The sequence below is a fragment of the Halopseudomonas pachastrellae genome (genome assembly GCF_900114765.1).
Classification (GTDB): domain Bacteria; phylum Pseudomonadota; class Gammaproteobacteria; order Pseudomonadales; family Pseudomonadaceae; genus Halopseudomonas; species Halopseudomonas pachastrellae.
Map to the genome: position 1 here is coordinate 43,858 of NZ_FOUD01000020.1, position 22,289 is coordinate 66,146.

Genomic DNA, 22,289 nt, shown 5'->3' on the forward strand with positions numbered 1-22,289 from the left:
CGGGAATCCAGGGCTGGCTCGGAACCCTGTCTGGATCCCCGCCTTCGCGGGGATGACAGTGCGTGGTGTGGGGCGTTAGTTCGCTGAGCGGATTAGTGCTCAGTCGTCACTTCCGCGCAGGCGGGATCCCGTGCTGCCTACTCCCGCACCCGTCTAATTGCGTCCAGCCAGCCTTCGTATAGTGCATTGCGCTGTGCCTCCGGCATGGCTGGGGTAAAGGTGCGCTCGCACGCCCAGTGGCTGGCGATATCGTCGAGGTCTTTGAAAATACCGAGCTGCAGGCCCGCCAGATAGGCGGCGCCCAGGGCGGTGGTTTCGGTGACCTGGGGGCGGTCGACGGTGACGCCGAGGATGTTGGCCAGCTCCTGCACGACCCAATTGTTGATGACCATACCGCCGTCCACGCGCAGGGCGGCGGTGTTTTGCGCGCCGTCTGCCTGCATGGCGTCGAGCAGGTCGCGGGTCTGGAAACAGACCGACTGCAGGCCAGCGGCAACAATCTGCGCGATGCCGGTGTCGCGGGTCAGGCCGAAGATGGCGCCGCGGGCGGTCGGGTCCCAGTAGGGGGCGCCGAGGCCAGTGAAGGCGGGCACCAGGTACACGCCGGTATGGTCGCCGGCCTGGCGTGCCAGGGCCTCGGTCTCGCCGGCGTGCTGGATCAGCTTGAGGCCGTCGCGCAGCCACTGAATGGCGGCTCCGGCGACAAAGATGCTGCCTTCCAGCGCATAGGTGGTTTGGCCCTTTAGGCGGTAGCCAACGGTGGTCAGCAGACGGTTTTGCGAGCGGATGGGTGTGTCGCCAGTGTTCATCACCATAAAGCAGCCGGTGCCGTAAGTACTTTTGACCATGCCCGGGCTGAAACACGCCTGGCCGATCAGCGCGGCCTGCTGGTCGCCGGCGATACCGCACACGGGCACGCTGGCACCCAGCACGCTGGCGTCGGTCTGGCCAAAATCGGCCGCGCTGTCCATGACCTCGGGCAGCAGGCTGGCCGGAATGTCGAGCAGCTGCAGCAGCTCCTCATCCCACTGCTGGGTGTGGATGTTGAACAGCATGGTGCGTGAGGCGTTGGTGGCATCGGTGCGGTGCACCTGGCCGCCGGTCAGGCGCCAGAGCAAAAAACAGTCGATGGTGCCAAAGCGCAGTTCGCCGCGCTCGGCACGCTCACGCGCGTCGGGCACCTCGTCCAATAGCCAGCGCAGCTTGGTGGCAGAAAAGTAGGGGTCGATCAGCAGCCCGGTGCGTTCGCTGATCAGTGCCTCGTGGCCGTCGGCCTTGAGGCGCGCGCAGAACTCGGCGGTGCGGCGATCCTGCCAGACGATGGCGCGGTGCAGCAGTTCACCGCTCTCGGCATCCCAGAGCAGGGTGGTTTCGCGCTGGTTGGTAATGCCGATGCCGGCCACCTCGCCGGCGCTGATGCCGGCCTTGTCGAGTACCTCACGACACACGGAAAGGGTGGATTGCCAGATGTCTTCGCCGTCGTGCTCAACCCAACCGTCTGCCGGGAAGTGCTGGGCAAACTCCTGCTGGGCGCTGTGCTGCGGGCTGCCATCGGCGGCGAACATAATGGCGCGGCTGCTGGTGGTGCCCTGGTCAATGGCGAGGATCGGCTTGGCCATGTCGGGTGTCCTGATCAAATGGGTGTTGGTGTGTATTAATCGCGGCACAGCTCGCTCAGCTGCGCGTTGGTCTGGGCCTGAAGGTCGCTGGCCTTGAGCTCAATTTCCAGTCCGCGCCGGCCACCGCTGACAAAAATGCTGTCCCAGTCTGCAGCGCTACTGTCGATAAAGGTGCGCAGGCGCTTCTTCTGCCCGAGCGGGCTGATACCGCCGACCAGGTAACCGGTGCTGCGCTGCGCCGCTGCCGGGTCGGCCATGGCGGTCTTCTTGACCTTGGCTGCGGCGGCAAGGGCCTTGAGGTTCAGTTTGTCCGACACCGGCACCACGGCAACCAGCAGCTCACCGGTTTCGCTGGCGGCCAGCAGGGTCTTGAATACCCGGCGGTGCTCCAGGCCGAGCTTGTCGGCTGCCTCGCCGCCGTAGGACTCGGCCTGCGGGTCGTGGGTGTAGCGGTGCAGCTGGTAGGCCACCTTGGCCTTGTCGAGCAGTTTGGTTGCGGGGGTCATGGTGTCGCTTGTTTCAAGTGTAGGGGCAGCGCTGGGCTACCAAGGTTAAACCGCAGGTGCTGATTGGCCAAGCTCTGTGCAGCGAGTCACGCCTGCCGGCTTGCTGATGCCCGCGCGCCGTTGTACAACAGACAGCGTTAGAGAGGACGGTCGGCCACCCTGTGCCGAGCCCTGCACTCTGACAATCATGCCGGACTGCCGTTCCGGCCCCGGCATAGCTGAAAAGGACCCTGCATGCTCACGCCACACCCGGAAGAACGACGACGCCAGACCACATCAACAGCCGTGCTGGACGTGCTGGTTATTGGTGGCGGTATCAACGGGGTGGGCATTGCCAATGATGCGGCCGGTCGCGGGCTGTCGGTACTGCTCTGCGAGCAGGATGACTTGGCCGCACATACCTCATCGGCCAGCAGCAAACTGGTACATGGCGGCCTGCGCTATCTGGAGCAGTACGAGTTTCGTCTGGTACGCGCGGCCCTTGGCGAGCGCGAGGTGTTGATGGCAAAGGCGCCGCACCTGATCTGGCCGTTGCGCTTTGTGTTGCCGCACCGCCCGCACCTGCGTCCGCGCTGGATGCTGCGCGCCGGACTGTTTCTGTACGACCACCTGCACAGGCGCACCAGCTTGCCCGGCTCGACCGGCAAGGTGCTGAACGGTCAGGGCGTACTTAACCCGATTATCGATTACGCGTTCGAGTATTCCGACTGCTGGGCGGATGATGCGCGTCTGGTGGCGCTTAACGCGGTGCAGGCGGCCAGTCTGGGCGCTGAGATCTGTTTGCACACCCGCTGTACCGCCGCACGGCGCCGCAACGACCTCTGGGAGGTGGACCTGGAAAGCGCTGCGGGTGAGCGTCGTACCGTGCTGGTGCGGGCGCTGGTTAATGCGGCTGGCCCCTGGGCGGCGCGGGTGATGGAGCGGGTGGTCAATACTCGCTCGCCGCATGGGGTGCGGCTGGTAAAGGGTAGTCACATCGTGGTGCCACAGCTGCATCATGGCAGCGAGGCTTACATTCTGCAGAACGAGGATCAGCGCATTGTCTTTGTGCTGCCCTACGAAGGCGCGTTCTCGCTGATTGGTACCACGGATGTGGACTTTCAGGGCGACCCGGCGGTGGTTGAGCCGGATCAGGACGAGGTCGATTATCTGCTGGAGGTGGTCAATGCGCACTTCAAGCGCCAGTTACGCGCATCGGACATTGTGCACCGCTTTGCCGGTGTGCGGCCCTTGATCAGCAGTGCCACGGCAAGCGCGGCGGAGGTCAGCCGCGATTACAGTCTCACGCTGGACGCGGAGCCGGGGCAGGCGCCGCTGCTGGCGGTATTTGGCGGCAAGCTGACGACCTACCGGCAGCTGGCCGAGCAGGCGCTGGACCGCCTGCAGCGGTGGTTTCCGACTGCGGGCCCGGCGTGGACGGCAGAACATGCGCTGGCCGGTGGCGACTTCGACACCCAGGCCGCGCTGCAGGCAGAACTGGCGCAGAGCTACCCCTGGCTCAGCGAGGCGCAGCGTGCGCGCTTTGCGCGCAGTTACGGCACCCTGTGCCGCGTTTTCTTGCGCGGGATGACCTGTGCCGAGGATATGGGGGAGGACTTTGGCGCCGGGCTGACCGAGCGCGAGATTCGCTATCTGCGCGAGCGCGAATGGACCGACGATGCTGAAACGCTGCTGTGGCGCCGCAGCAAGCTGGGCCTGCACCTGACCGAGGCGCAACGTGCGCGGGTAAGCACTTATCTGGCCAACCGGGAGTGGGAGTTGGCGCCCGTCGAATGACGGGCGCTCGGGCTGGCTGATCCGGTTGTCTGATCAGTCGGCGATCTTCACCACCAGCTTGCCGAAGTTCTTCCCTTCGAGCAGGCCAATAAAGGCATCGGGCGCGTTTTCCAGCCCCTCTACACGGTCTTCTTTTACCCGAACCCGGCCCTCGGCGACCCAGGGCGTCATGGTCTTGAGAAAGTCGGGATAGCAGTGGCCGTAGTTGTCAAAGATGATAAAGCCCTGCATGCGGATGCGCTGGCTGAGCATCAGACGCATCAGCTGCGGCAGGCGATCGGGGCCCTCGGGCAGACTGGTGGCGTTGTACTGGGCAATCAGGCCGCACAGCGGCACGCGGGCGTGGGCGTTGAGCAGCGGCATGACCGCGTCGAATACCTTGCCGCCAACGTTCTCGAAGTACACGTCGATGCCCTTGGGGCAGGCTGCGGCCAGTTTCTCGGCGAGTGCCGGGTCTTTATGGTCGATACAGGCATCAAAACCCAATTCTTTGACGGCGTACTCGCACTTTTCTGCACCACCGGCCACGCCCACCACCTGACAGCCCAGAACCTTCGCCACTTGTCCCACCACGGTGCCAACCGGGCCGGTTGCCGCGCCGACCACCACGGTTTCGCCCACCTTGGGCTGGCCGATGTCGGTCAGACCCATGTAGCCGGTGAAGCCGGGCATGCCGAGTACGCCCAGGGCCTGTGAGGGTTCAGCCATGTTGCGGTCCAGGCGAAACACCATGCTGCCATCAGACAGGGTGTAGTCCTGCCAGCCGGAGGCAAAGCACATGACCAGGTCTCCTGCGGCGTAGCCTTCGAGCTGGGAGCTGACCACTTCGCTGACGGTGCCGCAGGTCATTACGCCGCCAACCGGTACCGGGTCGGCATAGGACTTAGCGTCGCTCATGCGCCCACGCATGTAGGGGTCAAGCGACATCCAGCGGTTGCGCAGCAGCATCTGCCCGGCTTGCACGGTGGGGACAGGGGTTTCGACCATGCGGAAATTGGCCTGGGTCGGGGCGCCAACCGGGCGCGACTCCAGCAGTATCTGGCGATTGATATCGGAAGTCTGGGGCATTGTTTTTGTCCTCTGGTCAGGGCCGTCGGCCGACGACTGTGCCGCCGACAATGCGCCAGCGCCTGGCAGGGGTCAAGCGGGTATCGGGTTGCTTGATGTTGCGGTATTGATGGGCCGGGCTCAGTTGCTGCGCCAGGCGCGCCGGAAGTCCTCGGCGTGGCCACCCCTATGGGGGTAGGAGGCTTCCCAGATTCGCGCTAGGCTAGCCAGCGACGCCCCGGCCTTGGGCAGCATGTGCTGGCGCTGGTAGACAAGCCAGGCGATAGCGGCGGCGTAACCCAGGTTGTAGCCCAGCTCGGCGTGCGGGTCGGTCAGGAAGCAGTGCTGGCTGGCCAGGCCGCGCACCTTGCTGGCCAGGTCCGGCTGAAAGGCCAGGTAGTCATCCCAGATCAGCGTGTGCAAGCGTGGCGGAATGGCAAACGGACCGACGGCATCTGCAGCCCGGCGACTGGTTGGCAAGCTGCTCATGCACAACAGGGTGCCCAGCAGCAGGCGCTGGAGTTGTGGGCAGTCGAGCTGCAGGTACTGCATGACCGGTTGCAGTTGCTGGTGCTGCGGATGGAGTGACTCGACCAACGAAAAGGCTGACGACTGGGCAGAAGCGAGGTTGGCAGACATGCAGGTACGTCCTGTCAGTTAGCGTCCTGTGTTAAAGCATAGCGCTAGTAACCAGCAGTAAAGTGTTGTTCTTAAATTATTTAACGCCGCCATGGTTGCGCCATATAACCAGTCGGCATATAGGCCAAATGCATAACAACGATGGGCCCTAAATTCGCATGACCTCAAGCACTCCTTCTGCCGCTGTCGGCATTGATGAACCTGCGCTGTTGGCGCAACAGCGCGGCTTTGCCCGTTTGCGCTTCAGCGGGCCGCTGGAGCAGGCGTTTCAGCACTACCTGCACGTGAAGATGGCGGGTCGTGTCGTTGTCGTCGCTGCTTCCTCTATTCTCTTCATGCTGCTGTTCATGTGGCTTGATCATCTTTATCTGCCGCCTGAGGTGGCGCGCTACACCTTGAGTATTCGTGCGGCGGCGTTGCTGCTGGTGTGTGGCGCTATCTGGTACGCCAACCGTCCGGGGCGGGTAAGGCCGGCGCGGGCCTTTGCGGTATCGACGCTGGCCTATTGCTGCTCCGGCCTGATGGTGGTGATGGTGATTACTGTTGCCCGGCTGGCCGAGGTGCCCATTCGCGTGACGCACGATGGTCTTTATCTGGTGCTGCTGTCGGGGTTCTTTCTGGTGGCGTTGCCCATGCGCCACGCGGTGATCGGCTCGTGGGTGATTGTGCTGAGCTATCTGGCTGCCGCCCAGCTCTCTGGCAGCGAGCCGGCCCGGGTGATATCCGACGGCATCTTTTTGAGCAACTTTGCGCTGATGGGCTCGCTCGGCGCCTATATCTACGAGTACATGCAGCGTCAGGGCTATGTGAACGAGCAATTGCTGGAGGCGGCTCGGCGCCGCGCCGAGCGCGAAAGTCAGAGCAAAACCCGCTTTCTGGCGACGGCCAGTCACGACTTGCGCCAGCCGTTGCACGCCATGTTGCTGTTCATCCAGCATCTGCAGGATCAGGTACTGGAAGGCGAGGCGCGCCGTACCGTGGAGCGCCTGACCGACTCGACCCAGCTGCTGCAGGCGATGCTGAATTCGCTGCTGGATATCTCGCGGTTGAGCGTGGGCATGGTGCGGCCGCAAACCCGCTCGTTCAATTTGCGGCCCTGGTTAGAGCGCCTGGTCGCCAGCCTTGAGACTTACGCCCGGCGCAGGGGCATCCGGCTGGAGATTGATTGCCCGCCGCATCTGGCGGTCCAGAGCGATCCGCTGCTGCTGGAGCGGCTACTACGCAATTACCTGAACAACGCACTGATTCATGCCGAGGCCAGCCTGGTGCGGATTGAAGTGGTGCGCGTGGACGAGCGCTTACGTATTGCCGTGGTCGACAACGGCTGCGGGCTGGCCGACGCTGATCAGGAGCGCATCTTTGAGGAGTTTACCCAGTTGCGTAACCCTGCGCGCACCCTGGATAAGGGCGTGGGGTTGGGGCTGAGTATCTGTCGGCAGATACTGCATTTGCTGGCCTATCCCTCGGGCTTGTGGTCACGGGTTGGGGAGGGCGCCCGGTTCTGGTTTGAGGCGCCGGTGGGCGAGTGGCAGATGGAGCCGCAAGAGCCGGTGAGCGTGGTAATGCCTCAGCTGCGCGGCCAGGTTGCTTTGATCGAGAATGACCGCGTTAGCCGCGAGGCCATGCAGGCGCTGCTGTCCAGTTGGGGCTGCATTGTGTGGGCGTTTTCGAGTGCCGAGGAGGCCGTGGCAGGGCTGCGCACTGTGGCTGTCGACGTCTTGTTGAGTGATTACCGCCTGGAAGGCGAGCTTAACGGTCTGGAGCTGATTCGGCAGCTGCGCGAGCACGGCTATTATGCCGGCCCCGCTGCGCTGGTCACGGCAGACACCTCGGAGGAGTTGACTGAAGCAGTGCGCCTGGCCGATGTTCAGCTGCTTTACAAGCCGGTATTGCCAGCACGCCTGCGGCGCACCGTGCAGCAGTTGCTGGCGCAGGCGCCAGTTCACACCTAGCGCCGCGCTACCCGGGGAGGTCGAGCTCCCGCTCGACCAGCGAACCTGTGTGCAACGTTATGGCCGAGTTGGAAATCGGCGTTCCCGGCCCGTCATTCCGGCGTAGCGTCGCTTAAAAGCTCACCAGTCCGAGTTTGCGCGCGTGATTCACGCACTCGGTACGGTTGTGGCTTTCCAGTGAGGAGAACAGCGCCTTAAGGTGAGTTTTGACCGTATCTTCGGAGAGTGACAGGCGCTGGCAGATGAGCTTGTTGGGAAGACCTTCGGCGAGCAGGTCGAGGATCTCCAGCTGACGCGGGGTTATGCCGACTTCGCGGGCGCTGTTCTGGCGATCCAGCGGGTGATTCTCGTCGCTGATCACTACCTGTGCGCCATACAGCAACTGGGTGACCGCCTGCAGCAGGGTTTTGCCGTCGGCGGTCTTGCTGATGAAGCCGGCGGCGCCCAGCTGCAGGGCGGCATCCAGGTCACTGGGGCTGTTGCTGGCGGTGAGGATGGCGATGGGCGCCATGGCGTCGGCGGCGCGCAGCTTCTGTAGGAGCGCCAGGCCGCTGCTGTCGGGCAGCTGCAGGTCCAGCAGAATCAGGTCGTAGGGGTGTTCATTTACCTTCTGCAGCGCCTCGGCGGCGTTATGGGCGTGGTCGAGCTGGACGCCTTCACAAAGCGAGCCAAGGGTCAGGCTCAAGCCGTCGAGGTAGATCTGGTGGTCATCAATCAGCAATAGCCGTGTATCGGGCGGCAGCGTGTTGCTCATGCGTGGAGTCCTCTACGCGTGGGCTGCCTCAGTGCGTTCCCGGCGACAGCCTTTGTTATTGTTCCCGGCTTGATGATATGCAAGCTGTCTGATCAGGTCCAGAGTCGTGCCTGGGTAGGCGCTCACGCAGCTCGGTCAGCTCGCTGCGCAGGGCCTGTACTTCGGCCAGCAGCAGTTGCTGAGGGTCTTCCACTGGCTCCTGCGCCGGCTCCAGTGCATCGCGTTGATGCTGAATCGCATCCACGATCACTGCAATGAACAGGTTCAGCATCATGAAGGTGGCAATCAGGATGAAGGGCACAAAGTAGAGCCAGGCGTAGGGGAACTCCTCCATCACCGGACGTACGATACCCATCGACCAGCTTTCCAGCGTCATTACCTGAAACAGCGTGTAGAGGCTCGCGCCGAGGGTGCCGAACCACTCGGGAAAGGCTTCGCCGAACAGCTGGGTGGCAATGACCGCGGCAACATAGAAGATCAGGCCAAGCAGCGCGACGATGCTACCCATGCCGGGGAGCGAGGCGAGCAACGACTGCACAACCACCCGCATGCTGGGCACGATGGAGACCAGACGCAGTACCCGCAGCACGCGCAGGGCGCGCAGCACCGCCAGCGGGCCGCTTGCAGGCACCAGTGCGATTGCCACCACCAGCGTGTCGAACAACCCCCAGGGGTCACGCAGCAGTCGCCAGCCGTGGGCGACAAAGCGCAGGGCGATCTCGACTACAAAGCAGGTGAGAATCAACTGGTCGAGCACGCGCAAAATGCCGCCCCAGCGCTGCATGACCGAAGGCGCGGTCTCCAGGCCAAGGATAACGGCATTGATAAGGATCAGGGCAGTGATGGTGTACTGAAAACGCGGCTGCTCCAGCCGAGCGGCAAGGCGCTCGCGCCAAGGCGTGTTGAGATCAAGTGTCTGGTTCATGGGAGTCTTGAAAGGGGTTACGGCCTGCCATGCAGGCCGCCGGAATCAGCGCTCGCTTTCGGCAAAGGCGCAGAGGGTGTAAGTGGGGATGCCGGTGTCCTGCATCTGGTGCGAGCCGCCCAGGTCGGGAAGATCGATGATGGCAGCGGCTTCGTAGACATCGGCACCGCTCTGACGCACCAGGCTGGCGGCGGCCAGGAAAGTACCACCGGTTGCGATCAGGTCATCCAGCAGCAGCACCTGTTCGCCGCCGCTCAGGGCGTCGCGGTGCATTTGCAGGGTTGCCTCCCCGTACTCGGTCTCGTAGCTGGCGCTGAGCGTGTCGGCGGGCAGCTTGCCTGCCTTGCGGAACAGCACCAGGGGCCGGTTGAGTTCGTAGGCCAGAATCGAGCCGATCAGAAAGCCGCGGGCGTCGATCGCGCCGATATGAGTGACCGGGCTGTCGATATAGCGCTGGATCAGGCTGTCGGCCACCATGCGCAGGGCCTTGGGTGACTGGAACAGCGGGGTGATGTCGCGGAAGGTGACACCTTCTTTCGGAAAGCCCGGCACCGGGCGAATCAGCGATTTGATAGCGTATTCGTCAAAGATCATCAGCGGTTACCGGATCAGTCGAGTTGGCCACCGGCCAGCGCACAGAGCTCGCCGTGGTTGGTGATTTCTACTTCCTTGCCGTCGGCTGCGATCAGCCCCTGTTGCTGGAAGCGGGTGAACACGCGCGAGACGGTTTCTACTGCCAGGCCCAGGTAGTTGCCAATGTCGTTGCGTGACATGGCCAGGCGGAAGGAACGGGCCGAGTAGCCGCGGGCGCGAAAACGGGCAGACAGGTTGATCAGCAGCGTGGCAATGCGCTCGTCGGCGGTCTTTTTCGATAACAGCATCATCATCTGCTGATCATCGCGGATTTCGCGGCTCATCAGGCGCATGACCTGACGGCGCAGCGACGGCATGGTGGCGGTCAGATCATCCAGGCGCTCGAAGGGGATTTCGCACACGGAGGTGGTTTCCAGTGCGACTGCCGAGACCGGCTGGCGCTCGCCGTCCATGCCGGAGAGGCCAATCAGCTCGCTGGCCAGATGAAAACCGGTAATCTGCTCTACGCCTGCATCGTCAACGGTAAAGGTCTTGATGGTGCCGGAGCGCAGCGCGTAGAGCGAGTCAAAGGGGTCGCCCTGACGGAACAGCATCTCGCCCTTGCGCAGCGGCCGGCCACGCTTGACGATGCTGTCCAGCGTGTCGAGCTCCTGGTCTTGCAGCGCCAGCGGCAGGCACATGGCGGCCAGGCTGCAGTCCTTGCAGTGCGCTTCAGGCAGCGACTTGAGTTTGATTGCATCGGTCATGACGGTCACAGCTCCGTTGTTCGATCAGCAAAGCCTACCGCAAGCAGGGCATCGTCGCCACGCCTGGGAGTGTTGTAACAGGTGTTCATTCATGCCCGTGATGTGCCTGCGATGGCAGGCTCAAGTGCTGCATCAGCCATTGTTGATGCGGGCCGGGCAAGGTCCAGAGTCCAAACAGGATTATTACCAGCGCGGCGCTGACCCGCAGGCTGCGCCGACGCAGCAGGGCGGTCAGGCGCTCGGCTGCAGCGCCGGTAGCCAGCAACGTCGGCAGGGTGCCGAGACCAAAGAAGAGCATCAACAGGGCGGAATGGCCAGCGCTGCCGTGGCTGCTGCTCCAGATCAGGGTGCTGTACACCAGGCCACAGGGCAGCCAGCCCCAGAGGGCACCGAGCAGCAGGGCCTGACCGGGCCGCTGCACCGGCAACAGGGCGCGGGCGTGCGGTTCGATATGGCGCCACAGGCCGCGACCGAGCTGTTCAATGCGGGTCAGGCCCGCCCACCAGTTGGCCAGGTACAGCCCCATGGCGATCATCAAGAGGCCGGCGATGCTGCGCAGGATCACACCCAGGCCCATGCCCTGCAGGGCCCAGCCGAGGCTGCCAAGCAGGGCGCCGGCGGCGCTGTAGCTGGCAATGCGGCCGGCGTTGTAGGACAGCAGCAGGCGCCACAGCGGCCAGCCATGGCGGCGCTCCGGCGGAATGGCCATGGTCAGGGCGCCCATCAGGCCGCCGCACATGCCGATACAGTGCCCGCCGCCGAGCAGGCCCAAGGCCAGCGCGGTCAGCAACTGGGGTAGCAGGTCGCTCATGAATGGGGTTTTTGCTCGTTGTCCGCTGCGTCGCCGTTGTTCTCGCGCTGCTGCGCGGCGAGGTGCGCCGGGTCATCTTCGTCAAACAAGATGCTGTGCGCGGGGCTGTCGAGGTCTTCGTACTGGCCGTTGTTGACCGCCCAGTTGAACAGGCAGACAGCAATAATGACCAGCACGATGGCGATGGGCACGAGAATGTAGAGGACGGTCATGTGCTCGGCTCCGGTTGGGCGACTGGCAATGCGGCTTGCGCAGGCTGGCGGATGCGGGTCAGGCGCAAGGCGTTGAGCACCACCAGCAGTGAACTGACTGACATGCCCAGGGCCGCAAGAGCCGGGGTGATCATGCCTAGCGCTGCCAGCGGCAGGACCGCAACATTATACAGCGTAGCCCAGCCCAAGTTCTCGATCATGATCGCACGGGTGCGCTTGGCAATCTCGATGGCCTGCAGCAGGGCGCCGAGTCGGCTGCCGAGCAGCACCGCATCGGCGCTGGTTTTGGCCAGGTCCGAGGCATTACCCATGGCGATGGAAATGTCGGCGCTGGCCAGTACCGGTACATCGTTCACGCCATCACCCATCATCAACACTTTTTCACCTGCGCGCTGGCGTTGTTGCACATAGGCCAGCTTGTCGTCGGGGCTGGCATTGCCAATTGCCTGTTCAATCTGCAGTTCAGCGGCGACCCGGTCCACCACGCTTTGGTGGTCGCCAGATAGCAGCACCACATCAAGGCCTCGCTGTTTCAGGCCGCTGATCAGCTCGCCGGCATCGTTACGCAGGCGGTCGTTCAGGCCAAACCAGGCCAGCGGGCCTTGATCGCCGGCCAGCAGCAGCCACTGACCATCGCCGCTGGGGCGCTCGGGGAGCGGCTGCTGGCTCAGCTCCATGGCGTACTCGGCCTTGCCAATACGCAGGCGCTGGCCGTCGCACACACCTTCCAGTCCCATGCCGGGCTGGTTGTGGGAGGCGCTGGCTTGGGCGCTGGTGCGGCCAAAAGCGCGAGCGATGGGGTGTTCGGAGTGGCTTTCGAGCATCTGCGCCCAGCGCAGGGCTTGATCGCTGCTGACGCCGGCAAAGGGCTGGATCTGTTCCAGCGTCATGCGGCCTTCGGTCAGGGTGCCGGTCTTGTCGAGGATCACCGTCTGCATTTGTGGCAACCCCTCTAACACGTGCCCACGGGTGACCAGCAGACCCAGGCGGTGCAGGCTGCCGGTGGCGGTGGTGAGCGCTGTAGGCGTGGCGAGCGAGAGGGCGCAGGGACAGGTGGCGACCAGCATGGCCAGTACAATCCAGAAGGCGGTATGGGCGTCTGCCGTCCACCACCAGGCACCGCCGACGACCACGGCGGCGAGCAGTACGGTGAGCAAAAAATACTGGGCTACGTCGTCAGCCAGCCGGCCAAGCCTGGGCTTGTCGGATTGGGCACGCTCAAGTAGGCGAACGATGGCGGACAGGCGGGTCTGCTCGCCCAGCGCCTCGATGCGCAGTTGTAGTGGGCCTTCGACGTTCAGGGTGCCGGCAGTGACGCGGTCGCCCGGCTGCTTGGCGATGGGAAGGTATTCGCCGGACAGGGCTGATTCGTCAACACTGCTGGTGCCGCATGCAATCAGCCCGTCAGCCGGGATGCTTTCTCCGGGTTTGACCTCGACCAGATCTCCGCAGCGCAGCTCTTCCAGCATGATGCGCTGGCGTGACCCGTCTGGTTCGATGCGCAAGGCGCTGGGCGGCAGCAGGTTGACCAGTCGGGCGGTGCTTTCCACGGTGCGCTGTCGCGCTCGTCGCTCCAGATAACGGCCGGCGAGCAGAAACAGGGCAAACATGGTGACCGAATCGAAATACACCTCGCCCTGGCCGATGAGTGTGGCGTAAATGCCAGCCAGATAGGCACCACCTATGGCCAGCGAAACGGAAACGTCCATGCTCAGGCGGCGATTGCGCAAATCGCGTAGGGCGCTCTGAAAGAAGGGCGCGCAGCTGTAGAACACCACAGGTGTGGTCATCAGCAGGCTGGCCCAGCGCAGCAGATGGGCCATACCTTCGGTCATGTCCTGATCAAACTCGCTGGATAGGGCCATGGTCGCCATCATTACCTGCATGAACATCAACCCGGCCAGTCCGAGGCGGCGCAGGTAACGGCGATTTTCTTCGGCAATCTGCTCGGAAGCCTTATCCGGCTCGTAAGGATGGGCGTTGTAGCCGATACGGCGCAGGCTGGCGAGCAGGCTGGAGAGTTTACTGTCTCGCGGGTTCCAGGTCAGGCTGAGGCGTTGGTTGCCCATATTGAGGCTGGCCTCCAGCACGCCGGGTTGGGCGCGCAGGTGGCGCTCGATCAGCCAGCAGCAGGCGGCGCAACTGATTCCCTCGATCAGCAGGGTGGCTTGTTGACCGTCGCCTTCACTATGCGCGAAGCGCTGCTGCACGTCTTCGCGGTCATAGAGTTCCAGCTCATCCTGCAATGCCTGGGGCAGGGCCTCGGGGTTGGCGGATGGCTCGGTACGATGCTGGTAGTAGGAGTCCAGCCCTGCACTGCTGATTGCCTCGGCAACGGCCTGGCAGCCCGGGCAGCACATGGCGCGCGGTGCGCCGAGCAGCTCAACCGTCCAGGGCGCACCGGCGGGGACCGGTTCGCCACAGTGATAGCAGGGGGTGGGGTGGGTCATGCGCGAATCAGTGGGCGCTCAGCTGGTAACGTTGGTCGCTGCCAAGCTGCAGCTCGCCGGTCAGGCGCCAGCCGCCTTCACCGGGCTTGTCAGGATCGCTCAGCTCGATATAGCGACGACCTTCAATCTGCTTTTCCAGCTGGCCGGTGTACGTGTTGCCGCTGATCTGGCGCAGCGTCACCGTGCGGTCGCGGGAGGCGTGTGTCGGGGAGATCAGATCCAGCGTCAGGCTGCGCGGCAGGGCGGGCAGGTCGCCCTCCAGCTGCAGGCTGATATCGCCGGTAACCGAGTCCACTGCAAAGTTGGCGGCGATGCCCATGTCGCGCGCATGGTGATCGCGGTCCAGGGTCATGTTGATCGCCTTGCCTTCGCTGTAGTAGTTGTCGCGCACCAGGCTGTCCGGATTCATAGTCGCCACCAGTAGCAGGCCGATGCCGATGAAGACGGCAAAGGCCAGGATGGCGATGATGAACCAGGCCCAGATTTGCTTGTACCAGGGCGATTGCGAAGGGTCGTGCGTCATGGATCTTCCTGTGCTCATCAGCGTACCTGCGGTGCCATGAAGCGACTTTCTGCCTCGGCCTGCACGCTGTCATCGTCTTCAGCGGTGACCACAAAGGTGATCGGTATGTTGGTCGCGCCGTTCAGCGCGCCCGGGTCCATATGAATGTTGACCGGCAGTTCCAGCTTGCGACTTGGCGCAACGGTTAAGCGATTGTCTGGCAGCTGCAGCTGCAGCGCCGGGTGGCCGCTGACGTCGATTGCGTAGGTGCGCTCGGTCTGACCCTTGTTGAAAATTTTGACAATGTACACGTTCTCAATGTCACCGGCACGGGTTTCTCTATACAGAACGTTTCGATCTCGCTCGATATCCAGCGATACCTGAGCCAGGTTGCCGACGGTGATGATAAACATCACGATCATGGTGACCAGAGCCGCGCCATAGCCCAGCAGGCGAGGGCGCAGCCAGTGGGTCTTCTTGCCTTCGAGCTCGTGCTCGGTGGTATAGCGAATCAGACCGCGCGGGTACTCCATCTTATCCATGACCTCGTTGCAGGCATCTACGCAGGCTGCGCAGCCGATGCATTCGTACTGCAGTCCGTGACGGATATCGATGCCGGTCGGGCACACCTGCACGCAGATGTTACAGTCGATGCAATCGCCTTTGCCGACCTCGGCCGGATCGACGCCTTTTTTGCGGGCGCCACGCGGCTCGCCGCGTTTGGCGTCATAGGACACGATCAGGGTGTCAGCGTCGAACATCACGCTCTGAAAGCGCGCGTAGGGGCACATGTGAAAGCACACCTGCTCGCGCAGCCAGCCAGCGTTTATGTAAGTAGCGGCGGTGAAGAAGAACACCCAGAACGCGGCCCAGCCGGCAATTTGCAGGGTGAACAGGTCTGCTACCAGTCCGCGGATGGGGGTGAAGTAGCCGACAAAGGTAATGGCGGTGAGCACCGACACAAACAGCCAGATGGCGTGCTTGGCGCTGCGGCGCAGAAACTTGTTGACGCTCATGGGCGCCTTGTCGAGCTTGATGCGTGCATTGCGCTCACCTTCGGTGATGCGCTCTGCCCACATGAAAATCCAGGTCCACACTGTTTGGGGGCAGGTGTAGCCGCACCAGACGCGGCCGGCGAACACGGTAATAAAGAACAGGCCAAAGGCGCAAATGATCAGCAGGAAGGACAGCAGGAAGAAGTCCTGTGGCTGGAAGGTTGCGCCAAAGATGTGGAACTGGCGGGCGGGCAGATCCCAGAGCACTGCCTGACGGTCGCCCCACGGCAGCCAGACCGTGCCGAAGTACAGCAGAAACAGTGCAGCTACGCCGGCCAGGCGTACGTTCATGAACAGGCCCTTGTAGGAGCGGGTCTGGATCTTCTGGCGTTTGGCGTAGAGGTCGTAGGTTTCGACCTTGGGTGTTACATCTCGGACGGGGATTTTGCTCATGGTCAGACTAACCCTATCAGGCGGAAGGGGTGCACGGCGACTGGCCTCTCGTAGGGACAATCTTTGCCGCTAAGCTGATGCGCGATGCAGTTCGCGCACTTTCTCAATATTCAAAATAGACCTCTTGGTCTGCTGCCACAATGCGACAGGTAGTCGCGTCAAAAAAAACGGGGAGACCACTGGCCTCCCCGTTGGGTACTGCAAACCACTGCTGCGGCTTACTGCTCGTCTTGGTGGGACAGGCTGTAAACGTAGGAGGCCAGCATGTGGATCTTGTCTTCACCCAGGTGAGCCTGTGTCGGCATGTGGCCGTTACGACCATAACGCACAGTCTGCTGAACCTGCAGGAAGCTGGAGCCATACAGCCAGATGTCATCGGTCAGGTTGGGCGCACCCAGTTGCTGGTTGCCCTTGCCATCCGGGCCGTGGCAGACCGCACAGGTGTTGGTGTAGGTGGTTTGGCCTGCGGCCAGATCAACGTTCTCGGTTTCCAGGCCGGACAGACTGCGGACATAGCCGGAGACGTTGCGAACGCCATCTTCACCGATAACCGCAAGCCATGCAGGCATGGCTGCCTGACGGCCTCCACGCAGGGTGGTCTTGATGGTTTCCGGGTCGCCGCCGTACAGCCAATCGTTGTCGGTCAGGTTCGGGAAGCCGAAGGCGCCGCGGGCGTCGGAGCCGTGGCAGACCGAGCAGTTGGTGGCAAACAGACGTTGGCCGATGGCAACGGCCTCAGGGTCTTTGGCAACTTCTTCTACCGGCATGGCAGAGTACTTGGCAAAGATCGGGGCAAAGGCTTCTTCGGCCTTGGCCACTTCTGCTTCGTACTGGCTTTCCTGAGTCCAGTTCAGGTAGCCGGGCCATTTGCCTAGACCCGGGAACAGGAACAGGTAGATGGCGCCGAATACCATGGTGCCGATGAACAGCACGAACCACCAGCGGGGCAGCGGGTTGTCGAACTCTTCAATGCCGTCAAAGCTATGGCCCAGGGTTTCTTCGGTCTGTTCCTTGCGTTGGCCCTTGCGGGTCGCCAGCAGCAGCCAGAGGATGAGGCCCAGGCAGGTCAGGGTCAGGACAACAATGTACCCGCTCCAGAAATTAGTCATTACTTGTCACTCCTAGCATCTTTGTGCTGCTCACCGGAGGCCTTGTCGTCCTCTTCGTCCGCGAAGGGCAGCTGGGCTGCCTCATCGAAGTCCTTCTTCTTGGACGCACTGTAGGCCCAGATCACGACGCCGACGAAGGCGACAAACGCGAATACTGTGCCAAGGCCTCGGAGAGTATTGATATCCATGGTTGCTTACCGATCCGACAGGACAGTGCCAAGGTGTTGCAGGTAGGCAATCAGAGCATCCATTTCGGATACGCCCTTGACTGCTTCCTGAGCACCGGCGATGTCTTCATCGGTGTAAGGAACGCCCAGAGTACGCAGCACTTCCATCTTGCGGGCGGTGTGCTTGCCATCAAGCACGCCATCCTGCAGCCAGGGGAAGGCTGGCATCTTGGATTCCGGCACCACGTCCTGAGGCTTGATCAGGTGAGCGCGGTGCCAGTCGTCGGAGTAACGACCGCCAACACGGGCCAGGTCCGGACCGGTGCGCTTGGAGCCCCACAGGAAGGGGTGTTCCCAGACGCTTTCGCCGGCAACCGAGTAGTGACCGTAACGCTCGGTCTCGGCACGGAACGGACGGATCATCTGCGAATGGCAGCCAACGCAGCCTTCGCGGATATAGATGTCGCGACCTTCCAGCTCCACTGCGGTGTACGGGCGCAGGCCCTCCACCGGCTCGGTGGTTTCCGGCTGGAAGAACAGCGGTACGATTTGAACAAGGCCGCCGAAGCTGATGGCAAACACCATCAGAAAGATCATCAGGCCAAGATTTTTTTCTACTGTTTCATGCAGTTTCATTTAGCACATCCCTCAGGCAGTCTGGGCCGCAGCTTCGAGTTGAGCTGCTTTGCTGTGGCGCACGGTGCGCCATACGTTGTAAGCCATCAGCAACATGCCGAGCAGGAAGAAGGCACCGCCGATTGCACGGACGATGAAGCCCGGGTGGCTGGCTTCCAGCGCCTCGACGAAGGAGTAGGTCGGGGTGCCGTCAACGTTGACTGCGCGCCACATCAGGCCCTGAGTGATGCCGTTGACCCACATGGCCACGATGTACAGCACGGTGCCGATAGTCGCCAGCCAGAAGTGAGCATTGATCAGCGCAGTGCTGTACATGGCTTCACGACCGAACACTTTCGGGATCAGGTGGTACAGCGAACCGATGGAGATCATGGCAACCCAGCCCAGAGCACCAGCGTGTACGTGACCAATGGTCCAGTCGGTGTAGTGGGACAGCGCGTTCACGGTCTTGATGGCCATCATTGGACCTTCGAAGGTGGACATGCCGTAGAACGCCAGCGCGACAACCAGGAAGCGCAGGATCGGGTCGGTACGCAGTTTGTGCCAGGCGCCGGACAGGGTCATCATGCCGTTGATCATGCCGCCCCAGGAGGGTGCCAGCAGGATCAGGGACATCACCATACCCAGGGACTGAGCCCAGTCAGGCAGAGCGGTGTAGTGCAGGTGGTGCGGACCGGCCCAGATGTAGATGGCGATCAGCGCCCAGAAGTGCACGATGGACAGGCGATAGGAATAGATCGGACGCTCAGCCTGCTTGGGTACGAAGTAGTACATCATGCCAAGGAAGCCGGCGGTCAGGAAGAAACCAACTGCGTTGTGGCCGTACCACCATTGCACCATCGCATCGGTGGCACCGGAGTACATCGAGTAGGACTTGGTCAGGGTAACCGGCATCGCCATGCTGTTGACGATGTGCAGTACCGCAACGGTGATGATAAAGCCACCGAAGAACCAGTTGCCCACGTAGATGTGCTTCATCTTACGCTTCATGATGGTGCCGAAGAACACCAGCGCGTAGCTCACCCACACAACCGCGATCAGGATGTCGATTGGCCATTCCAGCTCAGCGTATTCCTTGCTGCTGGTCAGGCCCATGGGCAGAGTGATCGCCGCGAGAACGATAACCGCTTGCCAACCCCAGAAGGTGAAAGCAGCGAGGCCATCGGAGACCAGGCGGGCCTGCGTCGTGCGCTGGACCACATAGTAGGAGGTAGCGAACAGGGCACATCCGCCAAAGGCGAAGATGACCGCGTTAGTGTGCAACGGACGCAGACGTCCGAAGGTAGTCCACGGCAAGCCAAAGTTCAGTTCAGGCCAGACCAGTTGGGACGCAATAAAGACGCCCATGGCCATGCCCACGATACCCCAGACCACCGTCATGACGGCGAACTGGCGTACCACCTTATAGTTATAGGCTGTCGGAGTGGTAGCTGTGCTCATGCGAGATTCCACGGATAGCAGTTGGTTTATTGGGTTTAAAGCGCTGGCAAGTATGAGGAAAGCCCGCGCGCATTGCAATGACATAGGTCAGTGTCGGGATGCGTCGCAAAGCCCTTCAAAGGCTTGAAACGGCGAGAATTTTGCTCTTGTATGGCCTGCTCGCCATGGCCCCACCAGGGTGGTTGCCCGAGATAGCTTCACCGCTAGCGCGTCGGAGAGACAAACGTCGGGACAGGGTTCAGACTAGCCCTCTACCAGGGTTATGTGAAGGTGCTGCAGGGCGCAGTTTATGTGACATCGTGTCGCAGCGTACGGATCTATATAAAGGAAGGTGTTATGCAATCAGTGCTGACCGACCAGCCAGCCGGCGAGCCCAGAGCAACGCTGCTGCTGGCCCATGGCGCCGGCGCGCCGATGGACAGCCCGTTTATGACGCAGCTGGCGGCGGCGCTGTCGACCCGGGGGATCAAGGTGGTGCGCTTTGAGTTTCCCTATATGGCGGCGCGCCGGGAGGATGGCCGCAAGCGCCCACCCAACCCGATGCCGGTGCTGGAGCAATGCATGCGCGAACTGGCCGCAGAGATCTCCGGGCCTTTGTTTCTGGCCGGCAAGTCGATGGGCGCGCGCGTGGCCAGTCAGCTCGCTGCAGAGGTGGGCGCGGCAGGCTTTATCTGCTTTGGCTATCCGTTTCACCCGCCCGGCAAGCCCGAGCGTACCCGTATTGAACATCTGCAGCAGATCGGCTGCCCGGGGCTGATTGTACAGGGCACCCGCGACCCCTTTGGCAAGCCGGAGGAGGTCGCGGCCTATCCGCTGGCCCCCGCGCTGCAGTTGCACTGGCTGGATAGCGGTGAGCACGACTTCCGCCCGCTGAAAGCCAGCGGACGGACTCAGCAGATGCTGATAGAGGAAGCGGCGGGGGTAGCGGCGGCGTTTATGGTGCAGGCTTTGGCTAGAAGCTAGAAGCTAGAAGCTAGAAGCTAGAAGCTAGAAGCCTCAAGCTAAAAGCAAAAAGCAAAAAGCAAAAAGCCCAAACTGTCTTGCTTGCAGCTTGCAGCTTGCAGCTTGCAGCTTGCAGCTCGCCGCACAGCGGCGACCCTCAGAGCCCCAGTGCCGCCGGTGCAATCGCGGAAGACATCGTCCCCCAGCGGCGGCCTTTGACGAAGATCGGCACATAGAGCACGAACACCACGGTGGTGGTGCCGGGCAGCACAAAGGTACCCAGATTGAGGTAAGTGCAGCTGGCCATCATGCGCAGGTCGGTGTCGCTGGACACCGCAAACCGCTTGTAGTTGCTGCGCGCGGCATCAACGCGCCGGTCACCGGTGGGTGGTTGGGAGGAGGCGCTGCGGCTGGTCGGCAGATAGCCGCGCTCGTTGACCGCAGCGGTGTAAACGATACCGTCCTGGCCGCCCTTGTCCCACTCGTCGAGCAGTGGCCGAATGCGGTCGATAAAGGCGTCGGCCCAGCGCACGTCGTGCTTGGGCGGGTTGGTATTGGCCACCGGCGTATAGTTTTGATCAAACAGGTCAACACCACTGTCGGCCAAAGCGTCCAGGCGTTTCTCGATTTCCTTGCGCCGTGCCATCAGCACTTCGGTCACGGCTTCAAGCTGGCCTTCGCCCAGGCGGAAACCGGCCAGTGAGCGCAGCGTCAGGTTGGTCTTGTCCCGCAGCGCGTTGGCCTGGGTGTGGGTGGAGGCCATGTGTTGACTGATGGTCAGGCTCAGGTCACGAATCTCGCCGCCGTGCTGCAGGGTTTCGGCGTTGGTGGCGGTCAGCTCCTCAAGGGCGCTGCTGACCATCAGCAGATCGTCGTTGGCGCGCTGGAAGTCGTCGACCATGGCATCGAACTGATCGGCTGCGCTGCTGACGGCCACACCAGTCGCTTCGGTTTGTTCCAGAATACCGAGGGTCTGAGCGTCTGCGCCGGCCATCGCGTCGCTCATCTGGCCCATCAGTTGGCTGATCTGCTCGGCGGCGTTGCCGACCTTGAACGACAGGTTGCGCACCTCATCGGCTACTACGGCAAAGCCGCGACCCTGCTCGCCGGCGCGGGCGGCTTCAATGGCGGCATTGAGAGCCAGCATGTTGGTCTGCGCGGAGAAGTCCTGCACGGTGGTGAGGATGTCGCGAATCTTGGCCGAGGTGTCGTTCAGGGCGCTGACGTTGTCCTTGAAGCCGCCCATGGCGTTGCTGATCTGCTGCATCTTGCTGCGCGCATCGCTCATTTGCTCACGAGACTGGCGGGCTACCTCCAGGTTACGGGTGTTGACTTCGGTGACGCCGGTAGCGCGATGGGAGATATCCTGCAGCGCGCTGGTAGTTTGCTCGCTGGCATGGAAGATCAACTCGGAGACCTGCTGCTGGCTTTGCGCGTCGCGCGCTGCCTGTTCTGCCAGCAGGCGGCTGTTGGCAGAGGCCAGCGCCGTGCCCAGGCTATTTTCCTGCAGCTCCAGCATGATGGCGCGCAGGCGCTCATTGAGTTTGACGTACTCCTGAACGGTGGGGTCATCGCTGTGTTTTTCATTACCCAGGCGCAGATCTATCTGCTGGCCGTTGACGCGTTGCAGGCTGGCTTCCAGCGCGTTGCTGCTGCCGGCTCCGCCTTGCAGTTGCCAGGTAAAGGCCAGTGTCGGGACCAGCATGACGAGCGCTGCCCAGAACAGAGCCCCAGTTGTGCTGAGCAGGATGGCAGCAAATAGAAAGAGTTCGCAGATGATCAGTCCGGCAAGGGCGAGTCGGCCGCGAGCGAGGACGGGCTTGGCTGCGGGCGCAAGCGCCTTGGCGTGTTGCTCTGACATCATGGGTGCCTCCTGGGCGCGTTATTTGTTGATGTAACGGTATGGGCTTCCCTGATGGGTTGAGGCAAAAAAGCAAATAGTCCGTTAACGGTCAGAATATCGGCGCTGACTCGAGAATTCGATAGGGCAAAAATGTCATATTTGATGGCGTTT

General features: G+C 62.3%; 21 protein-coding genes. 3 read left to right on the forward strand and 18 right to left on the reverse strand.

Translation table 11 applies throughout. The annotated features are described in order from the left end of the window. Positions 1 to 137: 137 nt before the first annotated feature. Positions 138 to 1,619 (reverse strand): glycerol kinase GlpK, encoded by a 1,482-nt coding sequence (gene glpK / locus BM116_RS15290; RefSeq protein ID WP_083727193.1) that lies wholly within the window; start codon positions 1,617 to 1,619, stop codon positions 138 to 140. A 35-nt stretch (positions 1,620 to 1,654) separates the two neighbouring features. Then, on the reverse strand, positions 1,655 to 2,125 hold the full coding sequence (gene ybaK / locus BM116_RS15295) for a Cys-tRNA(Pro) deacylase (protein WP_083727191.1): 471 nt from the start codon (positions 2,123 to 2,125) through the stop codon (positions 1,655 to 1,657). A 234-nt stretch (positions 2,126 to 2,359) separates the two neighbouring features. On the opposite strand from ybaK, the gene glpD reads away from it, so the two are divergent. Continuing rightward, the gene (glpD, locus tag BM116_RS15300) at positions 2,360 to 3,901 is read left to right on the forward strand and encodes a glycerol-3-phosphate dehydrogenase (protein WP_083727189.1); all 1,542 of its coding nucleotides are present in this window, start codon (positions 2,360 to 2,362) and stop codon (positions 3,899 to 3,901) included. Positions 3,902 to 3,934: 33 nt separating this feature from the next. Here the strand turns inward: glpD and BM116_RS15305 are convergent, their stop codons facing one another. Together BM116_RS15305 and BM116_RS15310 are read right to left on the reverse strand one after the other, a co-directional pair. Continuing rightward, on the reverse strand, positions 3,935 to 4,969 hold the full coding sequence (locus BM116_RS15305; protein ID WP_083727187.1) for an NADPH-dependent curcumin/dihydrocurcumin reductase: 1,035 nt from the start codon (positions 4,967 to 4,969) through the stop codon (positions 3,935 to 3,937). 120 nt (positions 4,970 to 5,089) lie between these two features. Then, positions 5,090 to 5,587, reverse strand: a complete 498-nt coding sequence (locus BM116_RS15310) for a hypothetical protein (protein WP_083727185.1) — start codon at positions 5,585 to 5,587, stop codon at positions 5,090 to 5,092. Between the two features lie 158 nt (positions 5,588 to 5,745). Here BM116_RS15310 and BM116_RS15315 point away from each other — a divergent pair, with 158 nt between their 5' ends. Next, positions 5,746 to 7,539, forward strand: a complete 1,794-nt coding sequence (locus tag BM116_RS15315) for an ATP-binding response regulator (RefSeq protein WP_083727183.1) — start codon at positions 5,746 to 5,748, stop codon at positions 7,537 to 7,539. Positions 7,540 to 7,651: 112 nt separating this feature from the next. Here BM116_RS15315 and BM116_RS15320 read toward each other — a convergent pair whose 3' ends face one another. From BM116_RS15320 to ccoN, 13 genes are all read right to left on the reverse strand, one after another. Continuing rightward, positions 7,652 to 8,293: a response regulator gene (locus tag BM116_RS15320; RefSeq protein WP_083727181.1), complete on the reverse strand. Its 642-nt coding sequence runs from the start codon at positions 8,291 to 8,293 to the stop codon at positions 7,652 to 7,654. Between the two features lie 55 nt (positions 8,294 to 8,348). After that, positions 8,349 to 9,218, reverse strand: coding sequence for an ion transporter (locus BM116_RS15325; RefSeq protein ID WP_083727179.1), 870 nt, complete (start codon positions 9,216 to 9,218; stop codon positions 8,349 to 8,351). Between the two features lie 45 nt (positions 9,219 to 9,263). Next, positions 9,264 to 9,812 (reverse strand): adenine phosphoribosyltransferase, encoded by a 549-nt coding sequence (locus BM116_RS15330; RefSeq protein ID WP_083727177.1) that lies wholly within the window; start codon positions 9,810 to 9,812, stop codon positions 9,264 to 9,266. A gap of 14 nt (positions 9,813 to 9,826) precedes the next feature. Beyond that, entirely contained in the window at positions 9,827 to 10,558 is a 732-nt protein-coding gene (gene fnr / locus BM116_RS15335; protein ID WP_083727175.1) for a fumarate/nitrate reduction transcriptional regulator Fnr, read from the reverse strand. 85 nt (positions 10,559 to 10,643) lie between these two features. Beyond that, positions 10,644 to 11,369: a sulfite exporter TauE/SafE family protein gene (locus BM116_RS15340; RefSeq protein ID WP_083727173.1), complete on the reverse strand. Its 726-nt coding sequence runs from the start codon at positions 11,367 to 11,369 to the stop codon at positions 10,644 to 10,646. Next, on the reverse strand, positions 11,366 to 11,581 hold the full coding sequence (gene ccoS / locus BM116_RS15345; protein ID WP_083727171.1) for a cbb3-type cytochrome oxidase assembly protein CcoS: 216 nt from the start codon (positions 11,579 to 11,581) through the stop codon (positions 11,366 to 11,368). The genes BM116_RS15340 and ccoS overlap by 4 nt, the downstream gene beginning before the upstream one ends. Then, the gene (locus BM116_RS15350) at positions 11,578 to 14,031 is read right to left on the reverse strand and encodes a heavy metal translocating P-type ATPase (RefSeq protein ID WP_083727169.1); all 2,454 of its coding nucleotides are present in this window, start codon (positions 14,029 to 14,031) and stop codon (positions 11,578 to 11,580) included. The genes ccoS and BM116_RS15350 overlap by 4 nt, the downstream gene beginning before the upstream one ends. A gap of 7 nt (positions 14,032 to 14,038) precedes the next feature. Continuing rightward, the gene (locus tag BM116_RS15355; protein ID WP_169847273.1) at positions 14,039 to 14,554 is read right to left on the reverse strand and encodes a FixH family protein; all 516 of its coding nucleotides are present in this window, start codon (positions 14,552 to 14,554) and stop codon (positions 14,039 to 14,041) included. Positions 14,555 to 14,571: 17 nt separating this feature from the next. Continuing rightward, positions 14,572 to 15,981 (reverse strand): cytochrome c oxidase accessory protein CcoG, encoded by a 1,410-nt coding sequence (gene ccoG, locus BM116_RS15360; protein ID WP_083727165.1) that lies wholly within the window; start codon positions 15,979 to 15,981, stop codon positions 14,572 to 14,574. Positions 15,982 to 16,199: 218 nt separating this feature from the next. Continuing rightward, complete coding sequence (ccoP, locus tag BM116_RS15365; RefSeq protein WP_083727163.1) at positions 16,200 to 17,090, reverse strand: cytochrome-c oxidase, cbb3-type subunit III; 891 nt, start codon at positions 17,088 to 17,090, stop codon at positions 16,200 to 16,202. Further along, positions 17,090 to 17,278, reverse strand: a complete 189-nt coding sequence (locus tag BM116_RS15370; RefSeq protein ID WP_083727161.1) for a cbb3-type cytochrome oxidase subunit 3 — start codon at positions 17,276 to 17,278, stop codon at positions 17,090 to 17,092. The genes ccoP and BM116_RS15370 overlap by 1 nt, the downstream gene beginning before the upstream one ends. A gap of 6 nt (positions 17,279 to 17,284) precedes the next feature. After that, positions 17,285 to 17,893, reverse strand: coding sequence for a cytochrome-c oxidase, cbb3-type subunit II (ccoO, locus tag BM116_RS15375; protein ID WP_083727159.1), 609 nt, complete (start codon positions 17,891 to 17,893; stop codon positions 17,285 to 17,287). Positions 17,894 to 17,905: 12 nt separating this feature from the next. Beyond that, positions 17,906 to 19,333: a cytochrome-c oxidase, cbb3-type subunit I gene (gene ccoN / locus BM116_RS15380; protein WP_083727157.1), complete on the reverse strand. Its 1,428-nt coding sequence runs from the start codon at positions 19,331 to 19,333 to the stop codon at positions 17,906 to 17,908. 336 nt (positions 19,334 to 19,669) lie between these two features. On the opposite strand from ccoN, the gene BM116_RS15385 reads away from it, so the two are divergent. Continuing rightward, positions 19,670 to 20,296, forward strand: coding sequence for an alpha/beta family hydrolase (locus BM116_RS15385; protein ID WP_083727155.1), 627 nt, complete (start codon positions 19,670 to 19,672; stop codon positions 20,294 to 20,296). A gap of 136 nt (positions 20,297 to 20,432) precedes the next feature. Here BM116_RS15385 and BM116_RS15390 read toward each other — a convergent pair whose 3' ends face one another. Then, the gene (locus tag BM116_RS15390) at positions 20,433 to 22,139 is read right to left on the reverse strand and encodes a methyl-accepting chemotaxis protein (RefSeq protein ID WP_083727153.1); all 1,707 of its coding nucleotides are present in this window, start codon (positions 22,137 to 22,139) and stop codon (positions 20,433 to 20,435) included. Positions 22,140 to 22,289 lie beyond the last annotated feature (150 nt).

What these genes read in the sequence shown, in the direction of transcription:
- glpK (WP_083727193.1), bottom strand. Translation starts at nt 1,619, where the DNA reads ATGGCCAAGCCGATCCTCGCCATTGACCAGGGCACCACCAGCAGCCGC.
- ybaK (WP_083727191.1), bottom strand. Translation starts at nt 2,125, where the DNA reads ATGACCCCCGCAACCAAACTGCTCGACAAGGCCAAGGTGGCCTACCAG.
- glpD (WP_083727189.1), top strand. Translation starts at nt 2,360, where the DNA reads ATGCTCACGCCACACCCGGAAGAACGACGACGCCAGACCACATCAACA.
- BM116_RS15305 (WP_083727187.1), bottom strand. Translation starts at nt 4,969, where the DNA reads ATGCCCCAGACTTCCGATATCAATCGCCAGATACTGCTGGAGTCGCGC.
- BM116_RS15310 (WP_083727185.1), bottom strand. Translation starts at nt 5,587, where the DNA reads ATGTCTGCCAACCTCGCTTCTGCCCAGTCGTCAGCCTTTTCGTTGGTC.
- BM116_RS15315 (WP_083727183.1), top strand. Translation starts at nt 5,746, where the DNA reads ATGACCTCAAGCACTCCTTCTGCCGCTGTCGGCATTGATGAACCTGCG.
- BM116_RS15320 (WP_083727181.1), bottom strand. Translation starts at nt 8,293, where the DNA reads ATGAGCAACACGCTGCCGCCCGATACACGGCTATTGCTGATTGATGAC.
- BM116_RS15325 (WP_083727179.1), bottom strand. Translation starts at nt 9,218, where the DNA reads ATGAACCAGACACTTGATCTCAACACGCCTTGGCGCGAGCGCCTTGCC.
- BM116_RS15330 (WP_083727177.1), bottom strand. Translation starts at nt 9,812, where the DNA reads ATGATCTTTGACGAATACGCTATCAAATCGCTGATTCGCCCGGTGCCG.
- fnr (WP_083727175.1), bottom strand. Translation starts at nt 10,558, where the DNA reads ATGACCGATGCAATCAAACTCAAGTCGCTGCCTGAAGCGCACTGCAAG.
- BM116_RS15340 (WP_083727173.1), bottom strand. Translation starts at nt 11,369, where the DNA reads ATGAGCGACCTGCTACCCCAGTTGCTGACCGCGCTGGCCTTGGGCCTG.
- ccoS (WP_083727171.1), bottom strand. Translation starts at nt 11,581, where the DNA reads ATGACCGTCCTCTACATTCTCGTGCCCATCGCCATCGTGCTGGTCATT.
- BM116_RS15350 (WP_083727169.1), bottom strand. Translation starts at nt 14,031, where the DNA reads ATGACCCACCCCACCCCCTGCTATCACTGTGGCGAACCGGTCCCCGCC.
- BM116_RS15355 (WP_169847273.1), bottom strand. Translation starts at nt 14,554, where the DNA reads ATGACGCACGACCCTTCGCAATCGCCCTGGTACAAGCAAATCTGGGCC.
- ccoG (WP_083727165.1), bottom strand. Translation starts at nt 15,981, where the DNA reads ATGAGCAAAATCCCCGTCCGAGATGTAACACCCAAGGTCGAAACCTAC.
- ccoP (WP_083727163.1), bottom strand. Translation starts at nt 17,090, where the DNA reads ATGACTAATTTCTGGAGCGGGTACATTGTTGTCCTGACCCTGACCTGC.
- BM116_RS15370 (WP_083727161.1), bottom strand. Translation starts at nt 17,278, where the DNA reads ATGGATATCAATACTCTCCGAGGCCTTGGCACAGTATTCGCGTTTGTC.
- ccoO (WP_083727159.1), bottom strand. Translation starts at nt 17,893, where the DNA reads ATGAAACTGCATGAAACAGTAGAAAAAAATCTTGGCCTGATGATCTTT.
- ccoN (WP_083727157.1), bottom strand. Translation starts at nt 19,333, where the DNA reads ATGAGCACAGCTACCACTCCGACAGCCTATAACTATAAGGTGGTACGC.
- BM116_RS15385 (WP_083727155.1), top strand. Translation starts at nt 19,670, where the DNA reads ATGCAATCAGTGCTGACCGACCAGCCAGCCGGCGAGCCCAGAGCAACG.
- BM116_RS15390 (WP_083727153.1), bottom strand. Translation starts at nt 22,139, where the DNA reads ATGATGTCAGAGCAACACGCCAAGGCGCTTGCGCCCGCAGCCAAGCCC.